Raw genomic sequence first — 26,043 nt, 5'->3', positions numbered from 1 at the left:
TGTTTCCCGCCAATGCCCTCTACCCTTGCAGGGCAAAGCACATTCAAAGCAACACAAAATGAGAGGAAACCAAATCGGAATGCATTCATAGCTTAATAAATTCCACGCGGCGGTTTTGTGCTTTGCCTTCTTTGGTCGCAATGTCGGCAATGGGCTTGGCTTCGCCCATTCCTTTCGTTTCCATACGGGAAGCATCGATCTTATACACACCGGCGAGCGCATTTTTGACCGCATCCGCCCGGCGACGGGACAGGTCCAGGTTCCTCGCGTCCTCTCCGTCGCTGTCCGTGTAGCCGTCGATCCTGACCCTCACCTGGGCATTCTCCTGCATAACCGAGGCTATTTGTTTCAGCACAGCCGCACTTTCGGGCTTGATATGATCGGAGTTGGAATCGAACAGGATTCCGTTGGTGACCAGTTTTCCTTCCGTGATGAGCTTGCTGCGCATATCGGCCGCCCCTTCCGAAACCCTGATGTTTGAAACGAACACACCCACATTGTCTTCCTGGTTATTATCCGACATTAAAAAACCCAGGTGATTGAAAGCAGTTTGCGGGGCTATTGCTTGCGGGATGTCGTACACTTTTTCCTCGTTGATCCAGCAGCGCAGCCGCTGTTTCTGCACCCATATTGCCACGTGAAATGGCTTTCTGTAATTGCTGCCGAATTTTTTCAGGTCCTTGTTTCCACCCTCGAAATACATATCACCTTTATTATAACTCTGCACATAAATAGCAGAACGGTCCTCATAGGCGGGCTGGACTATCAGATTCAATTTACTGACCTCATTTCCGCCCTGGGCGAAGAGCCTGGCACTTTCCTGCCCGGGCGCCAATTGTAGCAGCTGCCATTCGAACCTGGGGAAAATAGATCCAAAATCCTGCTCTTCATTCCCCATGTAAGTGAGCAGCATATCAAATTCAACCGTAAAATTGTCGGGCAACTTCTTAATTTCCGGCGATACAAACTCCCCGATAAACATGCGCATCCATTTACCAGGCAGGCCCTCGAGGGTTACAGCCTCCCCTCTGTTGTTTGTGGACCAATGCACAGGAAACTCCCCGATCACATCCTGCGAAAAATCCTCGGCGTATCGAACATGCTCGCCGCGGACGAAATCGTACGACGAATAACTTTTGAAGGCGGTATTACCATCTCCCTCGTGAAACCTGTCTAAAACGGCCTGGCAGTAGCCGCCAGTTGCTGAGAAAAGAACAATAGAGAGTAAAACAAAGATATTTTTCATAGCCATTTGTGATTTTGATGTTACAAAGTAACCTCATGCAAATGGGCCATTTGTGCGCGGCAATACTGGTATTTAAAAATACGTAGAAGTACTTACGCCCATCTCACATACACGCGCGCGGGCAAGCGTATATACATAACTGTCATGCAGTCAATCCGGTACGCCCGCGATTTGAAACGTTGCTGGAAATGAAAAGCAGGTTAAGCGACACTAAACTATTGATATACAGAACCTACATACCACTTACAACGGCGCGTCTGACAGGCGTTATAAAAAGCACAACTTCCCGCATCACGACGGAAAGCGATGCCGTCGGTCTGATTTGAAATAAACTTCGTTCAAAATGCTGTCAAACAAGCTTCAAGGTCAGAAATCCACTCGCTCAGCAGCAATAAATTGCAACAAGTTGTAATTTTAACCGGCTCATTGTAGTACCAAAATGACAATGAACAGTAAATTGCATAGTTAAAATCTCTCTTCCATTTGAAATTAACTTTCCTTAAACTAAATGCGAAACACATTTACCCTCTCTCCCAGCTGCAATAGCTGGTTGTGCCGGCTGTTATGCGCGGCATTTGTGGTTATGGCAACCACGGGATACGGCGGTGCAGCCCTCCCCTCCCTTTCGACAGGCGTTTTACGCCGGGCACTCTCCACGGCCGACAAACCCGTGAGAGGAACCGTCAAGGACGAAAACGGAAACACCCTCGCAGGGGTTAGCGTCGTTGAAAAAGGAACGACCAACGGAACGATCACCGATCAGGATGGTAAGTTCAGCCTGAGCGTCCAGGGTGAGAGCGCCGTTCTTTCGGTGTCTTTTATCGGTTTTGTTCCCAAAGAAATCACCGTGGGCAATCAAAGCACGATCGACCTGGTAATGTCGCAGGACGTGAAGCAGCTGAGCGAGGTGGTCGTTACCGCGCTTGGGGTGAAGCGTGAAGAGAAATCCCTGGGTTACTCGGTACAAAAGGTAAGCGGAGCTGCCATTCAGACGGTAAAGGGTACCAACCTCGCAACATCTTTAACCGGAAAGATTTCGGGACTTTGGGTTAAAAACAGTACGGAATTTAACGAAGCACCCACGCTCGATCTTCGCGGCGAAACGCCGTTGCTCGTAATCGACGGTGTGCCTTATGTGAATATCTCACTGAAAAACCTCAACCAGGACGACATTGAGAGTATCGACGTGTTGAAAGGCCCGACAGCCGCTGCGTTGTACGGTTCAAGAGGCGGCAGCGGAGCGGTTATTGTTACGACCAAGCGCGCTGCGGCAGGTAAGGGACTTTCCGTTACCGTGAACAGCAACAATATGTTCAATGCAGGCTTTTTGATGTTGCCGAAGGTGCAGCATTCTTACAGCGCCGGACTAGGCAGCGCGTACAGCCCGACGGACTACATCTGGGGAGCCAAACTGGATAACGGCACCATGGCCAACCAATGGAACCCGATTACCAAACAAATGGAAGTATCGGAACTACGGTCGGTGGGCAAGGACAATTTCCGGGACTTCCTCGTACCGGGTCTGATCTCCAACAATAACGTGAGCATCACGCAAACCGGAGAGAACGGCAGTTTCCGTGTATCGATGAGCCATATCTATAACAAGGGCCAGTATCCCAACCTGAAATCCAACACCACCAGCTTTAACGTGAGTGGCGAAATGAAGGTAGGTGAAAAGTTCAGGCTGAACAGCCAGGTTGGCTACAACCGCATTACAGCACCACAGGTTGCGGGCTCCGGATATGACGCGCAGGGATACATTTATAACATCCTGGTGTGGATGGGGCCGGAATACGACCTGAGTCTTTATAAAGACAATTACTGGATCACACCGAATGTAAAACAAAACTGGCACTACAATGCATGGTACGACAACCCGTACATGATGGCGTATGAAAAGCTGAACGGAATTGAAGAGAACAAAATGAACGCCAGCTTCACTGCAACGCTGGACCTGTTTGAAGGAGCGAAAATACTGGTTCGCCCGGGATTTGACCTGTACCAAAACAACGAAACCCGCAGAAACCCGCCGGGAATCCTCTCGACCCGCGGCTGGGATGCATCCGGATTGTATTCCATTGCCAAGAGAAACGGTTACAGCTTTAACGGCGATGCTTTCTTTACCTATAATAAAACCCTTGGCAAGTTAGGTATCGACGCTTTGGCCGGTGGTACGCTCTTTAAATATGACAACAACTACCTTTATAGCGCGACGAGAAGCGGATTGCTTATTCCAGGCTATTATTCATTGAACAACTCTGTCGAAAGACCGGATGTAAGTGTAGTAGATCCTAACACGGCTGCATCTAACCCTCGCTTCCGCAAACAGGTAAACAGTTTGTTGGGAAAAATCAGTTTGGCTTATAACAACACCTTCTTTCTGGACGTAACGGGCCGGAACGACTGGAGTTCATCCATGCCTGCCAAAACCAACAGCTATTTTTATCCCTCTGTGGGTGCCAGTGTGGTGGTCAGTGAGCTGTTGCCAACCCTGCCGAGCTGGCTTGATTTCTGGAAAGTACGCGGCTCGTGGACCCTTGCCAAATCCGATTTGGCTGTGTATGCGACCAACAACACCTATTCCACCTCCACGGGTGTATGGAATGGCCTGAACTCGGCGTCCTATCCGGGCACCATCATCAATGCGGCTGACGTGGTGGCCGAAACCAACCGCACATGGGAAATCGGAACGGCGGCTTACTTCCTGAAGAAACGCTTCAAGCTGGATGTGGCCTACTTCAACAAGTACAACTACAACATTCAAACCAGCGCGGCGATATCGCAGGCTTCCGGATTCAACAACACGCTGATCAACATCGATCAGACTTACGTCCGCAAAGGGATGGAAATCTCTCTCGATGCGAACATCCTGAAAAAAGGCGACTGGCAATGGGATGCAACTGCGAACTGGTCTTACAACCACCGCTACTTCAAGGCGCTCGATCCGCAATATTCTGCTAAAAATAACTGGACCAAAGCGGGTGGACGCACGGATACCTACACGGGCGCGACCTGGCTGAGAGATCCGCAAGGCAATCTGATTCACCAGGCGAATGGTCTCACGCAGGCCAGCACCTACGCCAGCTTGTATGGCTACACGGATCCGAAATTCATTTGGGGCCTCTCGAACACCGTCCGTTACAAGCGGTTTACACTTAGTGCTGCATTTGACGGCCGGATTGGCGGATTCCTGAACAACTACACCTCTTACAAAATGTGGGATACCGGCGCACACCCCGACTCGGACAACGAATGGCGCTACGATGAGGTGGTGAACAAAAACAAATCATACGTTGGACAAGGCGTAGTGGTCACTTCCGGTGCCGTGGTGTTCGACAATATGGGTAACATCACCAGCGATACCCGGGAATACGCTCCCAACACCACCAAAGTTTCCTACGAAACCTATGCCCGCCGCTACGGTGACGGAACACGTGGCGTGACCAATGCTACTTTCTTCAAGCTGCGCGAGCTTTCCATCGGCTACTCGCTTCCCCCATCTTTTGCCAAATATGTGGGTGCCAAGTCGGCTTCCATTTCATTTACAGGACAAAACGTTTGGATGTGGACGAAGGACTTCCGTTTTGCGGATCCGGATAAAGCAAATGATACGCAGCTCACCTCTCCTTCCGTGCGCTACGTAGGTGGTAACATCCAACTCACTTTCTGATAAACACCAAAAGATCCCTATCATGAAGAAATTCATTTCAAAATATGTACTCCTGGCGGGCGGCTTGCTTATCTTAAATGGCTGCTCCGAATTCCAGGAGATCAATACCAACCCCAATGCGGCGACCTCGGTGTCGTCGGAAATGCTGGCCACCAACCTGATTTTGAATGCCACCTCCATCAGTTACCTGGACCCGGCGCTGCTTTCCAAGGCAATTAACCATACCGAATTCCCCAATTCACTCCAATACAACAATTTGGGAAAACAGGAATACAGCGGATTGGTGGTGCTCACCAACGTGGAGAAAATGATTAGCCTGGCACCGGAGGGAGCATTGAAAAACTCTTTCACCGGGCTCGGCAAGTTTGTACGCGCCTGGAGGTTCTATGATTTGACCATGCGCCTGGGCGACATTCCTTATGCCGACGCGCTGCGCGGAGAAACGGGAACCATCCGACCGGCCTATTCTACCCAAAAAGAAGTGTTTTTAGGTATCCTGAAAGAACTCGAAGAAGCCGATGTGGCATTCTCTCAGGGAACAAAATTCGCGGGAGACCCTATTTACAATGGTGACGTTACAAAATGGCGAAAAGTGGTCAACACTTTTGCATTGAAGGTGCTTCTGACCCTGTCGGCCAAAGAGAGCGACACCGATTTGAATATCAAATCGCGCTTCAACACGATCGTTACTTCGAAGCCTATCTTCGAAAGCTCGGCTGACAACTTTCAGCGGGTATATTCGGATGTGGCGGGGCAGCGGTATCCATGGTATAAGCTCAACAACCAGGGCCTCATCTACCCGGTGATGTCTACGATGATTGTAGACAAGCTGAAAGATCTGGAAGACTACCGGCTGTTCTACTATGCCGCTCCTTCGCCGGTTAAAGTGGCGGCTGGTGTGAGCACATCGAGCTACGAAGCCTACCGGGCTGTCAATCCATCGGCCGTTTACTCTGACCTTACCGCCGTGGCTTCTTCGAAAGACTACTCCAACCTGAATGCCCGCTATTCCGAACTTGCCAATTCCGAGCCGATTTATTTGATCGGTTATTCCGTTTTGCAGTTTATGCTGGCAGAAGCGTCGCTGAGAGGATGGATCGTCGGAACACCTGCGAGCACTTACTACGAAAATGCGATCCGCACGAGCATGCAGTTTACGGCTAACAATACGCCCGATAATGCTGATTTTCACCATAATCGCAAAATCACTGCCGATTACATCACAACTTATCTGGCCTCTCCTAAGGTGAAATTATCAGGCACTCCCGAGCAGCAGCTTGAAAAAATCATTACCCAAAGGTACCTCGGCACTTTCCTTCAATCGGGATTTGACAGCTATTTCGAAAACCGTCGCACCGGCTATCCGGTCTTCCCGGTTAATCCGCTGTCCAACAACAACACCGACAAGGATAAAATACCGGTTCGGTGGATGTACCCGGACACTGAAATCAACTACAATTACGAAAACCTGACCAAGGCGATCCAATCGCAATATGGCGGGAACGATGACTACAATCAGAAAATGTGGTTGCTTAAATAGGTAATCCCGCATCAGGCCAATAAAAAAATGCCCCCGGAAGCGCAATGCTTTCGGGGGCATTTTTTATTAACTGTGTACCTATCGGCTATTTTACAACAAAAGTTTTGCTGTGCATCTGGCCGTTTTCATACACTACACGCAGGACGTACACACCTGAACGCAGGCTGCGAATATCTACCGTGTTACCCGACTGGACCGCGTTCAGCACCTGGATACCGCCGACATTGAAGATCGACAGCTTGTACGAGCCGGCTTGCGGCAGGTTGAGCGACAGACTTCCGTTCGTCACCGGGTTAGGATACACAGACAGTGTGCCTTTGCCTCCGTCGAATTGGAGCGCCACGGCCGAGCTATACATATATGTACCGTCAAAATCAATTTGTTTCAGACGATAGTAGTTGGTACCCGCCATTGGCGACCCGTCTTTGAAATCGTAGGTCAACGCACCTTTGCTGTTACCGCCTTCGGTCTGGTTTTCTACAAATCCGATGGTGTTCCAGCTGCGTGCATCGGCGCTGCGCTGAATCTCGAAGCCTTTGTTATTCACCTCTTCGGCAGTACCCCAGGCCAGATTGGCTATGCCGCCTTCCTTGGCCGCCTTGAAGTAAGTAAGCGTAACAGGCAATGCCGACTCATTGGTTGTCGATAGATATACGAATGAAGAGAACGACGAAATGTTATGGAATTCGACGTAATTGACACCGTCTTCCACCCCGCTTGCGTTGGGTGTCAGCGCCACGGCTTTCGTTACGTCAAGCAGGCCGGATGCGTACACATTCGAGATTACGTCCTCTGCCGTTCCCTCATACTTGAACCATCCGTTCACCTGCGCGCCCGGTAGCTGGGTCGCGGCCAGTTCGCTCGCGCTGTAATACACGCGCACCTTCGCACCTGCTAATGGCGTTCCTGATGCGTCCGTCACCGTGGTGATACGCGGCATCAGGCTGGTGGTTTTCGCGGCATCCGAGTAGGTCACACCTTCCGGGGTAATCTTTACAGTGAGGTTGTTAAGCACTGTTGCCGATACATTGGAAGTTGCGAAAAGTTTCTGTGAAGCGTCCGCCGTATTGCGGTAGTAAGTCCATTCGCCGGTAGCGCAGTTGTCGACGTACTGCGTGGTTTCCTCGGTTACTGTCGGCAGGTACACCGTACCCGTAGTAATCGGGGTCACTTTACCAAACGTGAAGTAACTAGCTCCATTCGGGAAGCTATGGGTTGCTTCGTAGTCGCTACCGTTGACGGTCACCGGGATGGCAGTCACGTTCGTCGAGAATGCCGCATCGGAGGCGAAAATAATCACATAACCGGCGCATGCATCGTTGCTCAATGTGGTGGTCCCTACCGAAGCCTGCGGGAAACGGATCAGCGTCTCACCCCCTACATTCGTGTTCTGAACCTTCCAGATGCGGTTCATACGGCGTGCATTATTGATGCTGCCTTCGTATGCGAATGCAGTGTAAGTGCCGGCAGTGTTAGTCATGGCCTGGGTATTGCCGTTATCACCCCATACCAGGAACTGGCCGTCCGACAATGCACCGGTATTCGCAGCGTTCGTTGCGGCAATGCCCCCCAACCCGATAATCACCTGGTTGTTGGTGTTGGCATGCTGGCTGCGGCTTTGTTTTTGTTCCAATGCAGAAATGAAGTCCTTACCGATACCCGCCACGTTGGTATAGTAACCGCTGTTAGCCGTTGCATCCCAGACTACCGTACCACCCGATGTGGTGTAGTTGTTGGAGTTGTTCAGCGTAACGCCGTATTTGATAGCAAGGTAGGAATCAACCTTGTTTCTTTCGGTAGCCGTGATATTGCCGCCTCCATAAACAACCAGCTCGCCGATATGGCCTGTAAATCCGGCATTGTCACTGCCGTTGCTTGAAAACTGAGTGGTTCCAATCGCATGTCCGCCCGTCAGGGTTCCGATGGCCGTATGGGTGGCAGTAGTACCGTTGGCTGCACCGTTCAATCCTTTGGCCACGGTCGTGTTCGTGAAGGTATTGTACATAATGCTCGGACTATTGGACGACCAGTTGATATTGCCCGGGTTAGCGAGATATCTGAAATTGTAAGCCGTATTCATCCGCTCGATCCGGTTGTCGGCCAAAATACCGATACCATCCCAGTAGTTAATGCTGCCTGAAAGATCCGTGTCTTTCACCAGCGCGCTGAATACCCTTCCGTTACCGCCGGGTGCCAATCCCTCCTTGGTCAGGGTAAAAATATCATACTGTTGCGCCGAGACGGTCGGAACAGTGATATTTCCAAGGGTTTGGTTAGCCGCAGTAAAGTTAACGCCCGGGTTGAAGTTGAAATAAGTGGCATCACCTGCTTTGTATTTCGGCAGGTCGACGTCCCCAAGCTGAGCAGCCACGGTTCCCGAAGTAAAGTCGGTCCATGAGTTCACATCCGACCCCTCGCCGGTAGCCTCCGCGTAGATGTCCGCACGATACCACAAGCTCAGGTTATTGGTAACACCACCCGGCCCTTGAACAAACGCTGCAAAAGTAAAGTACTGCCCATCTGCCAGGGTTACGTCCGCATAAGCATATTCGACGCCATTCACTTGTTGTGAGGCACCCATGTCCGTGATCACGTCGGATGCGTCAATCGTAGCATCGGAGCTTTGGATTAGTTTCAGGTTACCAAGTCCTTTCGGCCAGGCAACGCGAACAACCCCCACATTGTTGGTATTCTGTGCCTTCCAGATCGCCGCGAAACGGTAGTTGACGCCGGAAATTCCTGAAATCGAAACAGACGGAGTTCTAGCCAGTGCGTTATCGCCCCAAACCAGGAACTGACCGTTTGCCAGAGCCCCATTATTGGCCGCGTTGGTGTTGGCCAGGCCGGTTGTACTTACCAATACTTGTCTGCCCAGGTTGGTACTCCATGATTGGCGCTGGTACAACGATCCTTCGTCATCCCTGGCAATACCCGCGATATTGTTGTGGTAACCGGTGTTCGTCGCGGCGGTCCACACTGTACCTGAGGTTGAATTTTTGTAGTCTCTCAAACCTTTGGCAAATGTGTTACCATATTTAATGGCCATATAGGTTTCCACCCGGTCCATTTCAGCCTCGGTCAGCTTGTTTTCGAATACAACCACCTCATTGAGTTGGCCGTTGAAACTACCATAGTTGTTGTCAGCACCGATCCGGAGACTTCTTGAAGCATCGTTAATCACTGCATTCTGGAGCTGGTTACCGGTATAATCGGTACGTACACCATTGAACGACACCGTTGCACCAGCGTATGCAGCGGTTGCACCAGCCCCGTTCTGCCAGCCCGAACCGGCAGTGAAGTAGGATCTGGATGTAATCGCATCGGTAGCCAATCCCTGATAGCCCGGACCACCTGTGAAGAACAAAAGTCTTCGCTCCGCTCCGGTGTTATTGAACATATGCAAGCCCGGGTAGTCCATGGAATCATGGAAGCCGAGGAAGCCACTGTTCTGGATCGTCTTTACAAAACCGGCCGCATAAAGTGAGCCGTTCGCTCTGTCGATCACATTCACACCCGTACCTGCTGTGAACTGCATAAGATCGTTGCTACCGTCAAAGGTTACGGTTGGGTTGAAGTTCGCCAAAGTAGTGGCGTTAGAAAATACGGGTCTGGCGCCGGATGAAGCCTGGGCCAGATCGAATCCTGTACCTTTGAACTCATTCCACTGCTGCAATGCCTCATTGTCTGCTGCTGGTGTTGTACCCGCGTCACTGTATTGCTGTCCTGCACCGTCGGCACGATACCATGCGGCCGAAGCTACACCGCCCGGTCCGACTACGTAACCCGCAAATGTGAAGTATTGCCCATCTGCGAGTGTCACATCAGTGTAGTTGTAGGCAACGCCATTAATAGTTTGCGTATTGCCGGTCATGTCCGTTCTTGTATCAGAGGCGTCAAAAACGGCGTCCGAACTTTGGAGCAAATGCAGACCAGGAATGCCTGCCGGCCAGGTTACACGTACTGTGCCTACATTGCCGGTATTTTGAACTTTCCAGATAGAACCAAAACGCAGATTCAAATCTACAATACCGGTTATTCCAACCGATAGGGATTTCGCCCCGCCATTGTCACCCCAAATCAAAAACTGACCATCGGAAAGTGACGTGCCATTACCCGCATTTGTTCCGGAAAGACCCGTCGTGCCGATCAACACCTGCTGGCCATTCACATTGCTGCGCGATTGCTTCTGGTTCAATGCGCTCGCATCGTCTTTGGCCAAGCCGGCGATGTTTTTGCTGTACGCGGCATTGTTGGTCGCATTCCATACTACGGTTGAAGCGCTGCTCAGGTAATTGGGTACGCCGGTACCTGCATCGTTTTTCAGGGTAATACCGTATTTGATCGCCAGGTAGGAGTTAATGCGCTGCTTCTCATCGCCGCCCGAATTCTGGTGGTCGGTGCTGTATGCAAACACTTCCGAGATGGCACCCTGGTATTGCTCCCAGCCATAAGCTGCGGTGTTGTATCCCTCGGAGCCGATCTGGAAAGTCGGCGGATTTCCGGTGGCGATATTGCCGATGTTGTAGCTGGTGGTAGAGAAGGTACGCCCGTCTACGTTCAGGTAAAGGCCGTTTGCAGCGCCTTTCCACGCCATACCGCCGATGTGCGCATTAGTCGTGTTCAGGCTTACGTCCGCTTGCAGTGGCAGGCCATTATCCCGCCAAAACTGGTAATTATTGTTGGCCCGCACCAGGTTCGGATCGTCGTCACCCCATCCATATGCGGTGTTATAACCGCCTGCGGCGGAGTTGAACATCACACCATAGGTAGATCCCGGACTGGTAGTCGACGGGAAATAGGCATCGTTCTGGCGGTAGAAAAAGTCATTCGACCCGTCGAAATAGTAGAACGGGTTGAAATTGAATGCATAGTTTTTAGAATTAGCCGTAAAAGACGCATTCGTTACAAGCGAAGGCTGGTAGGTTGCATTGTTGTTCTGGCTCACATCGCGGCCATTTCCCGACACATCCTGCCAGATGTTTTTCGCACCGGCGGTGGTCACGCCGTCATCGGCCTTATGCCACATCAGGATACCGTTCACCACACCGCCCGGTGCCGGCACTTTGGCCCCGAAAGTAAAATACTGACCATCCGAGAGGGTCACATCCGCGTAGTTGAATGTTACTCCATTGATCACGGTCTCATTGGCCGACATATCCGTCGATACGTCCGAAGCGTCGATCGTAGCGTCGGAGCTCTGGATGAGTTTCATCCCCAGCAAGCTCTTCGGCCAGGCCACCCGGACGGTGCCCACGCTACCGGTATTCTGAACTTTCCAGATCGCCGCGAACCGGTGGCTGATGCCGCCGATGCCCGCGATAGCCACGTTCGGCGTTTTAGCCAGACCGTTATCCCCCCAGACCAGGAATTGCCCGTTGTTCAGCCCGGTAGCATTATCTGCATTGCTGCCCGCGAGCGTACCCGTACCTATCAGCACCTGACGGCCGTTGCTGGTACTCCAGGATTGCTTTTGGTGCAATGCTCCGTTGTCGTCCCGACCGATACCTGCGATGTTGCTTTGAGAACCTGTGTTCGCAGAAGCGCTCCAAACCACGTTACCCGCTGAATTTTTGTAATCCCGCGTTCCGCTGGCATAAGTGGTTCCGTATTTGATGGCCAGGTAAGTCTCGACGCGGTCCATCTGGTCCGCGGTGAGTTTATCTTCGAATACCATCACCTCATTCAGCTGGCCGCTGAATGCGCCGTAGTTGTTGTCGGCGCCGATACGGAAATCGCGGGCACCGGTGCTCAGGTTGGCATTATACAGCTGGCTGCCGTTGTAATCGGTACGAGTACCGTTGAGCGACACCGTCGCGGCCGCGTACGATGCATTCGTACCAGCGCCGTTCTGCCATCCCGAGCCAGCGGAAAAGAACATACCCGCGGTATACGCTGAGGCACTCAATCCCTGGTAGCCAGGTCCGCCGGTGAAAAACAGCAGCTTGTTGTTGCTCCCAAAAATATGCAGGCCCGGATAATCCATCGACGCATGAAACCCGGCAAATCCGCTTTGTTTCAACGTGTTCACATAACCGGCGGCATAAATACTGCCATTGGCCCTGTCGATCAGATTTACGCCTGTACCCGCCGTGAATTGCAGAAAGTCATTGCTGCCGTCGAAGGTGACGGTCGGGTTAAAATTAGCCAGCGCGGAGCTATTGGAAAAAACCGGTCGTGCGCTGGCGGTCGCCTGGATCAGGTTACTGCCTGTTCCACGCGCTTCATTCCATTGCTGGACGGTGGCATTATTGGATGCGGCCGTGGAACCTGCATCTGAGAATACTGAGCCGGGTGCGTCGGCCCGGTACCAGGCAGCCGGGGAAACTCCTCCGGGTGTCTGCGCACGTGCGCCAAAGCACGCAAGCATTGCAGAAGCAAGTGCGATGGCGGCAACTTGTACATTTCGTTTCATAAAATAGTTTTCAATTGTCCATAAATGGTTTACACTTCTCTCCTTTTTCGTCATTTATTCATAATCAGCACATTAAGTTTTAAGAAATTGATTTTAGGATTTTTGGGCATGGCGTAGCCGACCGGGAGGATACGATCCGCCCCGAAATGGGTTCTTGGCCCCGGTCCGATTCAGTTACATGGCTTGATACACCGGTACAAAACCGTTCTGCCTGGCGTCAGGAAATGAAAATGACATAGTGTGGCATAGCGCAGTCAAGATTTCCCGGATCGTTTACCAGAAATTAATTCTAATGGTGGAGGTAGTTCTGAAAATATTTCTACGACAAATGTCCCAACTTAATTCGATTGAGGCAGGGGAAAATCTTGGCTAAATAGTAGGCTTTTCTTGTCAGAAAGGCCCCTGAATAACATTTCCCGCACTACTTCACAGATCTTAGCGGGGAAGTTTCCCAAATCTTAAAGGTCCCTGTCGAGACCCGGCTTAGCTACTTTCAGTTTGGCTATATACGTCGACAGGTAGTAAGTTTGCGTCATTTCACACAATCATCGTCTGTTCCTTAGTGCGTACCATTTGATGACCAGCTACAAAAATCTACTGCTTACACTCATTGCCATTTTCGCCTGCTTTGTCCCCACGGCAGGACAGTCATTTAAAAATATTTCGGGGGCTGAAGAAGATCCTATCAACGGGGTGCTCGCCATCACGCAGGATAAAGACGGCCTGATGTGGTTCGGTACGCTGACCGGACTCATCCGTTACGACACCCGGACGCTGAAACCTTACGGGAGGGATCCCGGCGGGAAACCGATCTTTTCGGACCTCCGGGACATGATCTCCGACTCCCAGGGCCGCATTTGGGTGGGTACTGCTTCGGAGCTGACGCTCTATGACCCAAACACGGCCGATATTACCCATTTCAAACATGACTCAACCCGGGCTAACACATTGTCCGACGAATGGGTCAACTGCCTGATCGAAGACAGCAAAAAACAGATCTGGGCGGGGACGCGGCACGGGCTCACCCGGATCGTTACAGGCAATGGGTCGGTTCAGCTATCCCGCCATTTGCAACATGAATTCAAAGGCGGAGCCCTGAATATCAAATGCATGGCGGAGGGCAAAGACGGAACGCTCTGGCTGGGCACTGCCGACGGGCTGATCAGGATGCCGGTAAATGGGGGGAAGCCGAAACTGTACCAAATACCACAGACGCCCCCCGAAACGCAGCCGAGCGAGGTTCTGTCCATTTTTACGAACGACAAAGGTGTCATTTGGCTGGGGAACAGCCTGGGCGGTCTAATCCGGTTCGACTCGGCTACGGGAGTTTTCAGCCCCATCACCGGTTTAAAAAACACCACAGGCGGCGTGCCGGTTGTGAGGGAAATCATATCCGACGGCAGAGGTAAGTTGCTGCTCGCCACGGATTCGGGGCTGGCGCATTTCAACCCGTCGACCGGAGAGGCGGATTGGTATATCAACCAGCCGGGCAACCCGCAAAGCTTGCCGGAAAACGCGCTCTTTTCGGCATACCTCGATAACCAGGGCGGACTCTGGCTGGGGTCTTACTACTCCGGGGTCCACTATTTCCATTTCAATTCGCCACGCTTCAAACGCTGGCCGGTTGGCGCCGGCGATCCGCTTGCCGGCTCCTTCGTGAATGCGTGGATCGGAAAAAGCAAAACGAATCGCATGTGGAGTATCTCCGACAAAGCGGACAAGCTCCTGCTTTTCGACGCCAACGGCAAAAATCCGGCGACATTTCCTTTGAAACTGGCTCCCGAGGCCGATTACTATTCCTTTTATATCGATCAGAACGAGGTGCTTTGGGCTGGCGGCAATACGCTCCTCACCAGCTACGACTTCCGCAGGGGCATTTACCGGCACTACCCTTTTGCTAAACCAGGTCAGGCAGAACCCGCGAACGGACGTACTTACGCGATCAATGAAGACAGCTTCGGGCATTTCTGGGTCGGCGGGCGATACGGCTTGCTTTTATTTGACAAAACGACCGGTACTTTCACAAAAGCACCAACCGTCACCTACACCACTACTATTTTCGAAGATTCCCGCCACAATATCTGGATCGGGGGAAAAGCAGGACTATATCGGATCAAAGCGGAAGCGGCCAGATCGCCCATGCCCGCGATTGAAAAAATCCGTTCAGAGGAAGATTTCGTCATTTCCTGGCGAATCAATGAAGACCGCGCGGGAAACATATGGGCCGCCTGCCACACGCAGCTTTTGAAATACAATCCCGAAAAAAATCAATTTGAGCTGAACACGGATATCCCTAGGGAAGCCGCGCTCGACGTTGTACCGGACAGCAAAGGCTACATCTGGATCAACGCATCTTCGAAATTGTACCGGTACCACCCCAAGGAAAAGACCCTGCAATCGTACAGCGCGCACGACGGTCTACCCTTGAAAGGTACCTTAATGCAGGGCGCGGGCACGGTCGACAGGAACGGCTATCTCTATTTCGTGACCGACAAGGGCATGTTCAGCTTCGACCCGGCCACCATCTCGATTCCAAACCGTACCGCCCCCATTGTCCTGAGTGCATTGAAATTATATAACAAAACGGTACGGGCACACGACAGTACCGGCATTCTCCCGGTGCCGATCGGCAAGGTAAACGAGATCACGTTCAGGCACGATCAGAGCATTTTCACGCTCGATTTCGCGCTGCTGGATTATGTGAGATCGGATGTCAACCGGTATGCTTACAAAATAGACGGCATTGACCGGGATTGGAATTACGTCCAAACGCCATCCGCCACCTACACGAACTTACCCGCCGGAAGCTATATTTTTCAGGTAAAAGCGGGCAATGGCGACGGTGTGTGGACAGAAAAACCGCTGCAAATCAGGATTAATGTCCTGCCGCCCTGGTGGAGAACCTGGTACGCCTATGCATTCTACCTGCTGCTAACCGCCGGGATCGTATATATTACTACCCGTTTTTTCTGGATAAGAAGCTCGTTCAGAAGAGAAAATGCGCTAAATCAGGTAAAACTCGATTTTTTCACCAACGTTTCCCACGAAATCCGGACGCACCTTTCGTTGATCAGCGGGCCGTTGGAAAAAGCCTACCAGCAGGCCGCCGAAGGCAAGAACAATGAAAACTACCTGGGCTACGCCCGAGCCAGTTCGGACAGGCTCATGCTGCTCGTGAACGAGCTGCTCGATTTCCGCAAAATCCAGAGCGGCGGCTTGCGCTTGCAGGCTCGCGAACACGACGTGGTCAGGATTATCAAAAATGTGATCGCGGCATTCGAGCACATGGCGAAAGATAAAGGCATCGAAACCACGCTCATCGCTCCTGAAATGCCGGTGCACCTGTGGTTCGATCTCGCCCAAATGCAGAAGGTGTTTTATAACCTGCTGAGCAATGCCTACAAGTTCACCCCCGAAGGCGGCAAAGTCGCCGTCCGGGTTGCCGAGATCTCCAACGAAGTGAAAATTACCGTGGAAGACAACGGAAAGGGCATGTCCCAGGACCATTTGCAAAAGCTCTTTACATATTACTACCAGGCGGACTCAGAGAAGCCAGGCTACGGTATCGGGCTGGCTTTGTCGAAGGCTATTGTGGAGCGGCACCATGGCTACCTTACAGCCGAAAGCCGTTTGCACAATGGTCATGCGCGCAACGGCTCGCACGGCGAGGCGTCGCGCGGCGAAGCGACGCGCGGCGAAACGACGCGCGGCGAAACGTCGCCCGGCGGCACTACGCTAACGATCAGGCTGCTGCGGGAAAAACGGCATTTCGCGCCCGACGAGCTGGTACGGAATGGAAACAGCTATATGGGCGATCTGCTGACCGAAACGACCACGATGCCGGCCAGTAACCATATAGCTGATGCCAAACTATCCAACACCATCCTGATCATCGAAGACAACGACCAGCTGCGGGTGTTTATCCGGGACCTGTTTGAAGGCGAGTTCAACATCATTGAAGCGGAAAATGGTCTGCAAGGACTGGAACTGGCCAACGAACATCTGCCGGACATTGTCCTGTCGGATGTGATGATGCCCGAGATGAATGGGCTGGAAGTGTGCAACAAGCTGAAAAGCAATATTGCCACCGCACACATTCCGGTGGTATTGCTCACAGCCCGGACCCAGAACGAGCAAGTCATCGAGGGACTGGAATCGGGTGCGGACGATTACCTCGCCAAACCATTCGATCCGCGGATTCTGGAATTAAAAATCCGCAACCTCATCCGCGTAAGAGACGAGCTGCGAGCGCATTACCGGCAGTCGGCCCTGACCGATAGTACGGACGGGAACACCATCGCCCAGGACGTGAACGAGGCATTTATCGCCCGCATCAGGTCCCTGGTAGCAGGGAATCTGGCCGACCCCGACTTCGGTGTAAACGAGCTCGCTGCGCAGGTAGGAATGAGCGTGTCGGTGCTGTACCGGAAATTGCGCACGCTTACAGGCATGACCGTAAACGAGTTTGTGAAAGCGATTCGCCTCAATGAAGCCAAAAAGTTCCTGGAATCCGGTGTTTACAACGTCGCGGAAGTCGCCACGATGATCGGATTCGACGACAGCAAGTATTTCAGTAAGGAGTTCAGAAAGGTGTTCGGAAAAAACCCGAATGAATTTAAAAAGAATACAATCGGCTAACCATACAAATCAGCCCTCCCGCAAATCCGGGAGGCTGACCTTCTTACTCAACGTCGGCCGGAATCCGGCAAAGATTTAGTGTGCATATCAGTGTATTCATAGTATTTACCTGGCACGTCGTTTCACTTCCGTGGGTGTTTTCCCGAAGGATTTCCGGAACTCTTTGCTGAAATATTTGCTATCCTCATATCCGATCGCAGCAGCAACTTCATTTACCGGATAAATGCCTGTCTCCAATAGTTTCATGGCTCTCTTCATTCGGATTGTCTTCACAAATTCATTTACGGTGGCTCCTGTATGTAGTCGGAGCTTGCGGTAAAGAACCGAAACGCTAATGCCTATTTGAAATGCCATTTCGTGGACGCCAAAATCAGGGTCTGCTATATTTTCGAGGACGAGCTGTTCCAGCTTTTCAAGAAACCGGTCACTTAACCCATTCCACTCGGATTGAGCCGACATTTCCTGCACGACTTTACCACGCATTGCATCGCCTAACCGGATGAGGTTTTCTATTTTCAAGCCCAGCACGTGGCTGTCGAAAGGCGGTGAAATATAATCATCGGCACCGGCGCGCAAACCATCAATTTGCTGCGCCATCGGGCCTAATAAAATTACAGGTGCATGGCTGGTAGCACTATCCGACTTCAAATTTTCACAAATAAAAAGACCATCGGAAGACGAAGTTGAAATATCGCAAATGACCAGATCCGGCTTTATTTGTCTTGCAAGTGCAAGCCCTTCCTCACCGCCGTTACTTTCAATTACACGGAAGTTATTTTTTAATATTTCTCTTCCTAAACCATACAGGTTAACGCTGTTGTCAACAATCAAAACCAGTCTCCTATCTTCCGAATTCATAACACTTCCAAAGCGCAATAATTTGCATTACAAACAAAAAGATACCTGTCAGAAAATGCATGGTACTGTCTCGGAGAGCAGCATTTCAAATGCCGGAATTTGCTGATCGCGGATCGCTTAAAACGTAGATCAGCCGACGTGTTTGCTCAACAGACGGATGCAAACATAGCCGACAGCATGTTCGTTGCCAATGGGTTAGGACGCCAAACGGGGCATTAACATGAAATTCTCACCAAATAGCCAAGATTTTCTACCATACGGCGCCCGGTGGGCCAACTGCCGATCCGCCGTCTCTGGAGTCGTGTCGAAATCCTGGCCGGGGCCATTTTTATTAGCCGGCATTTTTTTATTCATGCAAGAAAAAAACACCCCAAAATGACAAGTATATCGCCCTTCTATTTGGAAATAATGCAGCAATTTGGCCCCAGGAAAAAATCGCAACGAAGGGATACCAATTCAGGCGTTGCATTGTCATTGGGGCAAAAAAATTTCACAAAGTATGATAACCTACGATACCACAGAAGGCGATTGGATGATCATTGTAGACAACCGGCCCATGTACAGATCGGGCATTAAATCGATGTTGCAGTCGATGCGCCCGGGATGTAGATTTTCCGAATATCATCTCATGCCGGAACTAACGACGGATAGCCCCCAAAATGGCTCGTCTTATTTTTTTATCAGGATCGGGAAAATGCCGGACAGGGCAATCATCAGCGATATCAAAAGATTGCGATTGGCCTACAAATCATGCAAGATTATCCTCTACGATTACCAGCAATCCGTCGACAACTTAATCAACTTCTTCAGGGAAAAAATCGATGCATATCTGCCTGATGATTTCAGCGGTGAAGATCTCCACGAATGTATCAGCTCATTAACTGAAAACAGGGTCTATGTCAACATGCAAATCGCCATCGAGCTACTGATTAAGAACCCGATTGTTCGTCCGAGGAAAACGTCCAAGCTGACACCGACGGAAATCAAAGTCGCCAATTTTCTCGTCAATGGCCTGAGTCCTTCGCTCATTGCAAAGGAAATGGACAGAAAGATTTCGACGATCAGCACTATCAAATCGAACATTTTCAAGAAGACGCAAGTCAACAACGTGGTCGACCTGATGGGTGCGATGGAATGCAACCCAAGGGCATATGTTAGTTAACCTATATAGCTATACGCAAAACAGACGCCCGCGCTGTGCAAATGGTAATCTCGCCGCAACGAACGGACGGAAATTGCCATTGTGATGCCGTCTCGTCCGACGGAATGCATCAGAGCAGCTGATCCAGATCTGCCCGTGCCGGGTCGGTGAGCACATGCCCCAGGCAATCGAATCGTGCACCGTGACAAGGACAATCCCAGCTTTTCTCTTCCGTATTCCATTGCACGATGCACTTCGCGTGCGTACACACAGGATCGAGCACGTGGATATCACCCACAGAATCGCGGTAAACCGCCAGCTTTTCTCCGTCGAGCTCGATCACGCGCCCCTCATCCGGACTGACGTCTGCGAGGGAATCGATATGGGCAATACCGAAACGATCCCCGATGAATCGTTTTACTACGTCAGCACTTTCTTTTACAACTTCGGCAAATCCGGCAACCGGTTTCACCCGCGCCGGGTCATACAGCGTCTTGTATTTGCTTTCGCCTGTCATGATGAGGTCGCTCAATACCTGTGCAGCCGCAGTACCGAGGATCATTCCGTTGCCATTATAACCCGTGGCCGCATAAATGCCATCCGGTGCACCCGGAAGGTGACCTATATAAGGTAGGCCATCGGCCGGTACATAATACTGCGCAGACCATTGGTAGGCGACCCGCTCCACATGGTAATACTTCCGGGTATAGGCTATCAGGTCTGCAAAAGCCTTTTGCGGGTCGTCGTGACCGGTCTTATGGTCATTACCGCCCGCCACGAGATAGGGCTGCCCGTCGATCGTGTGTGTTCTGAAATAATGGTAAGGCTCCTGGCAGTCGTAAACCAGGGCGTCGGGATAGGCGCCGTCGGCCAGTGTGACCGCGATGACGTAACTCCGGTAGGAAGCATTCCGGAAATGCAGGACGTTAATGCCTCCCGGTGGGATATGTGTGGCATATACTACCCGCTTCGCACGGAGGCGGTGCTGATCGGCGATCGCCGTATAATAGCCATCTGCGGTTTCCACCTCCCGGATACAAGCATTTTCAACCACTGCCCCGCCGGATTTTCTGAATTCGTTCAGGAGACCGCCGATGTATTTCAGGGGATGAAACTGCGCCTGGTCATCGAATACCACTGCCGCCAGATAAGGTACCGGCGTGGGGACATCATCGGCGGGAGCTGCCTTTACACCGGCACGCAATGCACTTTGGTACAGCTCTTCGAGCTGCTTTACTTCTTCTTCCGTTTCGGCGTAAACATATCCCTGCCGCCATTCCAGGTCACAATCGATTTGGCAGGTCCCGACAAAATGCCGGATCAGCTCCACCGCGCCGCGGATCGAATCGGCGAAGAGCGGGGCGGCCTCCTTACCGAATGCCTGTTCTACCTCGGCATAGGTGTTATCAGCAAATGTGTTGATGTGGGCCGTGGTCCCGCCTGTTGTGCCAAACCCCGCATGATGGGCATCGGCAACAACACATCGCTTACCCGCCTGTTGCAGGAGCAATGCGGTGGTGAGCCCGGTTATGCCCGCGCCTACGATGAGCACATCGTAGACGTCGGTTTCCGGGACCGTCGCCCCTTCTCTTTTCAATGCCAAATGCCCGTTCCATAAACTGGCGTTTTGTCCGTCCCGCGCCCACCCGCGGGCGTCGGGCGCGTTGCCCTTTTTTGAATTATGTTTATTCCTCGCCATGATAGTTCTATTTTTTGTCGGTATTTCAGAATATTACATCGGGCACATTTGAGAACACTTTGACACCGGGGCCGTCGATGCACCAGGTTTCCGTTCGCACATTTCGCTGCGAATCGAGTATCAGATGCCAATGCGGTCCATCCGGAGGCAGGAAGGTGAACGTTTCGTCAGAAAAATTGATATAACAATACAGCATCTCCCGCTCGTCATTACTGATCCGTTTCAGGAGCAATGCCCTGTCGGTGAGCACGTCCACGGAAATACCATCCTTTTCGAAATTGCGTAATGCAGTATGTGTTTGCCGCAGGGCAATGAGGGTTTGAGTCCAGTCGAGCAGATCGGTGTAGGGCGCTTCGCTACGCTTCTGCCATTGTATTTTAGAACACAGAAACGTGTCCTCATCCTGTGGGTTACGAGGCTTTTGCCCATCTCCAAAGTCTTTGAACTCGCTTTCCCGGCCTTCGATCACGGCGCGGATCAGCTTGGGATCGGTGTGACTTACGAAGAAGAAAAAGGGTGTGTCTTCTCCGTACTCCTCCCCCATAAAAAGCATCGGCACGTAAGGCGAAAGCATCAATGCGGCCATCGCCACTTTTTGTCGCGCCACACTCACAAGCTGGCTGAGCCGCTCGCCGCCGGCACGGTTTCCTGCCTGATCGTGATTCAGATTAAAGGCAACGAACGAAGCGCCCCGAATCCCTGCCGACGAGGTCCCGTGCTTTCTCTTCCGGAATTGCACATAGCCGCCGCTGTGCACGAAACCGTCTTTATAGGCTTTGGCGAGCTGGCCGATAGTTCCGAAATCGATATGACGCTCGCGGCCGTTTTCATCGAGCAACACGTAAAGCGCATGGTGGAAATCGTCCAGCCATTGCGCATCGAATCCCATCCCACCGATTTGGACAGGTTTCACCACACGCGGGCTGTTCAGATCGGACTCGGCAATGAGGTGAAATCTACGGCCGCTATAAGGCTGATGCGCGTCGAGTTTTTGATGTACGAGCTCCCAAAAACTGAATGCGCCCTTATCGAAAATTTCATGGATGGCATCCAGTCGAAGGCCGTCCAGGTGATAGTATTCCGACCAGAATAGGATGAGGTCCGAGAAATAGTCCCGCACACCATCCGACCATTCACCGTCAAAATTGATCGCCTTTCCCCAGGGTGTTGAATATTTATCGGAAAAATAAGGGCCGAAATCTCCGAGATAGTTTCCCTCCGGCCCGATATGGTTAATGACGATGTCTAAAAAAACGGAGATCCCCAGGCCGTGGGCTGCATCCACCAGCACTTTGAGCTGCCCGGGCCCGCCATAAGCGCTGTGGACCGAATAAGGAAATACCCCATCGTATCCCCAATTCCGGCTACCGGGGAATTCCGAAACGGGCATTAGTTCGATGGCATTGATACCCAATTCGGCCAGCGCTGCCAGCCGCGGAACAATGGCTTCAAACGTGCCTTCCGGGGTAAATGTGCCCACATGGAGTTCATACAAAATGAGGTCTTCGAATGCACGTCCGCGCCATTCGCCGTCCGTCCAGGGGAAACGGCTATGATCTACAACCTGTGAATATCCATGCACACCTTCGGGCTGAAAATGCGATGCAGGGTCAGGAAAAGGCCCCCGGCTATCCGGATCGTACCGATAACGGCAAGGTTCGTCCCCCCAGGCCAAGTTCAGATTGAAATACCCTTGGCCTGCCGGCTCCATTTGAAAAGTTTCGGGTCCGGCATGCTCGCAAATCAGGTTCATTTGCTTCGTTTGCGGAGCCCACACCCTGAACCTGATTTGTTCGCCCTCCCTGTACGCGCCTGCCTTGATATTGCTCATATTGATAAGGATGTTAACCACCTGGCATTTTGAATTCCGGGCCTGAAACAAAACCTATGCCACCACGCTGCCGTGCAGGCGTGATTTTGGAAGGGGACTGCCAACTATTTCAAAAACAGACAGAATAATGGAACATACGACGGCCATATTCCCGACAGTACCAACTTCCGCCCAACACAAGTGGTGGCAACATGGCATTATCTATCAGGTATACCCCAGGTCCTTTCAGGATTCCAACAACGACGGCGTCGGCGACCTGAAAGGAATTGTCACCCGACTCGACTACCTTCAATGGCTTGGCATCGACTGCCTGTGGCTTTCCCCGGTTTTCGCTTCGCCGATGGCCGATTTCGGATATGACATTTCCGATTATCGGGGTATTCATCCGCTTTTCGGGAACATGGACGATTTCGATGAACTGCTGAACGAGGTCCACCGGCGGGGTATGAAGTTGCTGCTCGACCTGGTACCGAACCATACCTCCGACCAGCACCCGTGGTTTCTCGAAAGCCGCTCATCCAGGGACAATCCAAAAAGGGACTGGTATATCTGGCATGACGGTAAGGAAGACCGTTCCGTACCCAATAACTGGCTGAGCGTATTTGGCGGCCCGGCCTGGGAATGGGATGTGCATACCGGGCAATATTATTACCATGCATTCCTGAAAGAACAACCCGACCTCAACTGGCGCCATCCGGAAGTGCAGCGGGCGATGCTCGATGTGATGCGGTTCTGGCTGGAAAAAGGGGTTGACGGTTTCAGAGTGGACGTGATGTGGCATATGATAAAGGATAGCCAGCTGCGCGACAACCCACCCGCGCCCAATACCGCAGGCAACACGGCAAACCCGTTGTACGACGATTTCCTCCCCGTTTATTCCACCGACCAGCCCGAAGTCCACCAGATTGTCCGCATGATGCGCGAGCTCACGGACGCTTTCGACGACAGGGTGCTGATCGGGGAGATCTATTTGCCTATACCCAAACTGGTCACCTACTATGGCGAGGGTAACTCCGGGGCTCACTTGCCATTCAATTTCCAGCTGCTGACCCTGCCGTGGAATGCCCGGGAAATCGCGGGGGCGATCGACGCGTACGAAGGCGCGCTGCCGGCGGAAAGCTGGCCAAACTGGGTATTAGGTAACCACGACAAGCCCCGGATCGCAAGCCGTGTAGGATTATCGCAAGCCAGAATCGCGGCGATGCTGCTGCTGACGCTCCGCGGCACACCCACCATTTATTACGGTGATGAAATAGGGATGACCGATGTGCCCATTCCAGTCGATGAAATGGTGGATCCGCAGGGACTCCATATGCCTGATCTGAACATCAGCCGCGACCCTTCCCGAACCCCGATGCAATGGGGGCCGGGGATCAATGCCGGCTTCTCGGCACGAAAGCCCTGGCTAAGACTACCCTACAACGCAGCAAGAGTGAATGTGGAGAAACAAAAAGGCGATCTGCATTCTATGCTGTCGTTCTACCGCAGGCTGATTGACATCCGCCGACGCAGTGCGGCATTGAGCGTGGGGAGTTACAGCCCGGTTTATTCAGACGGACAACTTATTTCCTATCTCAGGCAGGAGCACGAGGAGACATTTCTCATCATTCTCAACCTGAGTCACCGCCCGGCCTATTTCCGTACGCCAAGTGCCGCCTATAAAGGCATTATTAAACTCAGCACCGAAGAAGAACGCATCGGGATGCATGTCGCCGGTGTGATTACCCTCGCCGGAGATGAAGGTATTATAGTACAAATTGATGATCAGGAGCTGACTTACCCGCATCACGAAGGATGAATTATACATATACCAACCACACTTGCTATGGAACATCATATTGAAAACGAGTTGCTCGAACCCGCCAATGATCAGAAAATACAAACACTTCCCGGCAAACCGTATCCCCTGGGCGCATCCTGGGATGGTAACGGTGTAAACTTCGCTGTTTTTTCCGAGAATGCGCACAGCGTCGAACTGTGTCTTTTTAATACGGCAGAAAATTTCATCGGAGAAACTGGTCAAACCGTCAAACCGGGCGAAATCCTGACTATCGCCGACCGCTCTGTGGTCGCATTAAGATGTCTGTCGTCTCCTTCTCAAACCCATTCGTAGATGCGGGATTCACCGAACGGCACACAAGAATTATTTTCCGGTTTCCATATGCCCGGCATCAACGGGTTTGGATTCCGGGGAGCCTTTTTGCCGGAGAAAAATAGACAGAATAACAATGGAAGCAACGGAAAGGAACTCGCTTTGCCAGTTCTGAAAAGTCTCAAACCAGAAATCAGGTTCACCGAGAAATAAGCTCAACGATTGTTTCGCTTCCCCGCGCAGCATCCTTTGCTCGTTGTGATCGGTGTAGCTCCCGTACAAATGACCTATCCAGCTTCCCAGGAAAAGCAGCACAAAAGCGATCGACAACGAATGTTGATACAGCTTTAATTGCCATCCTCCGCTCCTGACTGGTCCGGGGGCATCTTTTTTCGAAGGATCGGGCTCACGATCCACCTCTTCCGGCTTAACCAGATCTTTGGACTCCGCCGAACCAATCTGACGAAGGGAAATGGTCAGGATCACATACATAGCCATTTGAAGAAACTCGCTCTGGAAGTTTTCAAACGTCGAAGAAAAAAAGTGACCACTGGAAAGGTACTGTGTAAATGCGATCTGTCCGGCACCCAACTCCATCAATTCATCATTGTGCTGCTTCCATCCAAAGAAAGCCTGGGCTACCCATGCAGCAATGAAAAACGAGAGAAAGACAATTGATAGTCCGTTTCTGTAAAAGAAGTGTGGTTTATGTTCAGGCATAGATGTGGTGGTTAAAAGTACGCCTTTTCCCATTTCGAAAAGTATGCCAATTGCTCCATCACCCAACTTCCACCCGGTTATTTCCCTACACCCGACTTGAATAACGATAATAGGTATACGCAGTTCGTTTGCAGCACACGCTGCAATTATCCGAACCACATAATACCTCAATAATTCCCCTTTACTCTTTTCAAAA

General features: G+C 51.6%; 12 protein-coding genes. 6 read left to right on the top strand and 6 right to left on the bottom strand.

Features of this window, described 5'->3' with window-relative positions; genetic code table 11:
- Nucleotides 1-85: 85 nt before the first annotated feature.
- A complete protein-coding gene (locus CLV60_RS00815; protein ID WP_170118678.1) occupies nucleotides 86-1,246 on the bottom strand; it encodes an OmpA family protein in 1,161 nt (386 codons plus the stop codon).
- A gap of 508 nt (nucleotides 1,247-1,754) precedes the next feature.
- Between CLV60_RS00815 and CLV60_RS00810 the strand changes: the two genes are divergently transcribed.
- Entirely contained in the window at nucleotides 1,755-4,916 is a 3,162-nt protein-coding gene (locus CLV60_RS00810) for a SusC/RagA family TonB-linked outer membrane protein (protein ID WP_106593488.1), read from the top strand.
- 22 nt (nucleotides 4,917-4,938) lie between these two features.
- A complete protein-coding gene (locus CLV60_RS00805) occupies nucleotides 4,939-6,456 on the top strand; it encodes a SusD/RagB family nutrient-binding outer membrane lipoprotein (RefSeq protein WP_106593487.1) in 1,518 nt (505 codons plus the stop codon).
- A gap of 85 nt (nucleotides 6,457-6,541) precedes the next feature.
- Here CLV60_RS00805 and CLV60_RS00800 read toward each other — a convergent pair whose 3' ends face one another.
- The gene (locus CLV60_RS00800; RefSeq protein WP_170118677.1) at nucleotides 6,542-12,868 is read right to left on the bottom strand and encodes a T9SS type A sorting domain-containing protein; all 6,327 of its coding nucleotides are present in this window, start codon (nucleotides 12,866-12,868) and stop codon (nucleotides 6,542-6,544) included.
- Between the two features lie 576 nt (nucleotides 12,869-13,444).
- On the opposite strand from CLV60_RS00800, the gene CLV60_RS00795 reads away from it, so the two are divergent.
- On the top strand, nucleotides 13,445-17,506 hold the full coding sequence (locus tag CLV60_RS00795) for a hybrid sensor histidine kinase/response regulator transcription factor (protein ID WP_106593485.1): 4,062 nt from the start codon (nucleotides 13,445-13,447) through the stop codon (nucleotides 17,504-17,506).
- Nucleotides 17,507-17,611: 105 nt separating this feature from the next.
- Here CLV60_RS00795 and CLV60_RS00790 read toward each other — a convergent pair whose 3' ends face one another.
- Nucleotides 17,612-18,364: a response regulator transcription factor gene (locus CLV60_RS00790; protein WP_106593484.1), complete on the bottom strand. Its 753-nt coding sequence runs from the start codon at nucleotides 18,362-18,364 to the stop codon at nucleotides 17,612-17,614.
- A 499-nt stretch (nucleotides 18,365-18,863) separates the two neighbouring features.
- Here CLV60_RS00790 and CLV60_RS00785 point away from each other — a divergent pair, with 499 nt between their 5' ends.
- The gene (locus tag CLV60_RS00785; RefSeq protein ID WP_106593483.1) at nucleotides 18,864-19,526 is read left to right on the top strand and encodes a response regulator transcription factor; all 663 of its coding nucleotides are present in this window, start codon (nucleotides 18,864-18,866) and stop codon (nucleotides 19,524-19,526) included.
- A gap of 109 nt (nucleotides 19,527-19,635) precedes the next feature.
- On the opposite strand, the gene CLV60_RS00780 is transcribed toward CLV60_RS00785, so the two are convergent.
- Together CLV60_RS00780 and treZ are read right to left on the bottom strand one after the other, a co-directional pair.
- Nucleotides 19,636-21,204 carry an FAD-dependent oxidoreductase gene (locus CLV60_RS00780; protein ID WP_106593482.1) on the bottom strand — a complete coding sequence of 523 codons (1,569 nt, stop codon included), beginning with the start codon at nucleotides 21,202-21,204 and terminating at the stop codon, nucleotides 19,636-19,638.
- Nucleotides 21,205-21,229: 25 nt separating this feature from the next.
- Complete coding sequence (treZ, locus tag CLV60_RS00775) at nucleotides 21,230-23,035, bottom strand: malto-oligosyltrehalose trehalohydrolase (protein ID WP_106593481.1); 1,806 nt, start codon at nucleotides 23,033-23,035, stop codon at nucleotides 21,230-21,232.
- Between the two features lie 127 nt (nucleotides 23,036-23,162).
- Here treZ and CLV60_RS00770 point away from each other — a divergent pair, with 127 nt between their 5' ends.
- Both CLV60_RS00770 and CLV60_RS34900 read left to right on the top strand, forming a co-directional pair.
- Nucleotides 23,163-24,833 (top strand): alpha-amylase family glycosyl hydrolase, encoded by a 1,671-nt coding sequence (locus CLV60_RS00770; RefSeq protein ID WP_106593480.1) that lies wholly within the window; start codon nucleotides 23,163-23,165, stop codon nucleotides 24,831-24,833.
- Between the two features lie 27 nt (nucleotides 24,834-24,860).
- Complete coding sequence (locus CLV60_RS34900) at nucleotides 24,861-25,148, top strand: hypothetical protein (protein WP_211302169.1); 288 nt, start codon at nucleotides 24,861-24,863, stop codon at nucleotides 25,146-25,148.
- A 30-nt stretch (nucleotides 25,149-25,178) separates the two neighbouring features.
- Here the strand turns inward: CLV60_RS34900 and CLV60_RS00760 are convergent, their stop codons facing one another.
- Nucleotides 25,179-25,847 (bottom strand): DUF6766 family protein, encoded by a 669-nt coding sequence (locus CLV60_RS00760; RefSeq protein ID WP_106593912.1) that lies wholly within the window; start codon nucleotides 25,845-25,847, stop codon nucleotides 25,179-25,181.
- Nucleotides 25,848-26,043: the final 196 nt, after the last annotated feature.

The organism is Dyadobacter jiangsuensis, from assembly GCF_003014695.1.
GTDB classification, from domain to species: Bacteria; Bacteroidota; Bacteroidia; order Cytophagales; family Spirosomataceae; genus Dyadobacter; species Dyadobacter jiangsuensis.
The sequence above is the reverse complement of the archived record's forward strand: the minus strand, read 5'-3'. Positions and strand labels throughout refer to the sequence as shown.

Excerpts from the sequence above, each read along its gene's own strand:
- CLV60_RS00815 (WP_170118678.1), bottom strand. The coding sequence starts at position 1,246 with ATGAAAAATATCTTTGTTTTACTCTCTATTGTTCTTTTCTCAGCAACT.
- CLV60_RS00810 (WP_106593488.1), top strand. The coding sequence starts at position 1,755 with ATGCGAAACACATTTACCCTCTCTCCCAGCTGCAATAGCTGGTTGTGC.
- CLV60_RS00805 (WP_106593487.1), top strand. The coding sequence starts at position 4,939 with ATGAAGAAATTCATTTCAAAATATGTACTCCTGGCGGGCGGCTTGCTT.
- CLV60_RS00800 (WP_170118677.1), bottom strand. The coding sequence starts at position 12,868 with ATGAAACGAAATGTACAAGTTGCCGCCATCGCACTTGCTTCTGCAATG.
- CLV60_RS00795 (WP_106593485.1), top strand. The coding sequence starts at position 13,445 with ATGACCAGCTACAAAAATCTACTGCTTACACTCATTGCCATTTTCGCC.
- CLV60_RS00790 (WP_106593484.1), bottom strand. The coding sequence starts at position 18,364 with ATGAATTCGGAAGATAGGAGACTGGTTTTGATTGTTGACAACAGCGTT.
- CLV60_RS00785 (WP_106593483.1), top strand. The coding sequence starts at position 18,864 with ATGATAACCTACGATACCACAGAAGGCGATTGGATGATCATTGTAGAC.
- CLV60_RS00780 (WP_106593482.1), bottom strand. The coding sequence starts at position 21,204 with ATGGCGAGGAATAAACATAATTCAAAAAAGGGCAACGCGCCCGACGCC.
- treZ (WP_106593481.1), bottom strand. The coding sequence starts at position 23,035 with ATGAGCAATATCAAGGCAGGCGCGTACAGGGAGGGCGAACAAATCAGG.
- CLV60_RS00770 (WP_106593480.1), top strand. The coding sequence starts at position 23,163 with ATGGAACATACGACGGCCATATTCCCGACAGTACCAACTTCCGCCCAA.
- CLV60_RS34900 (WP_211302169.1), top strand. The coding sequence starts at position 24,861 with ATGGAACATCATATTGAAAACGAGTTGCTCGAACCCGCCAATGATCAG.
- CLV60_RS00760 (WP_106593912.1), bottom strand. The coding sequence starts at position 25,847 with ATGCCTGAACATAAACCACACTTCTTTTACAGAAACGGACTATCAATT.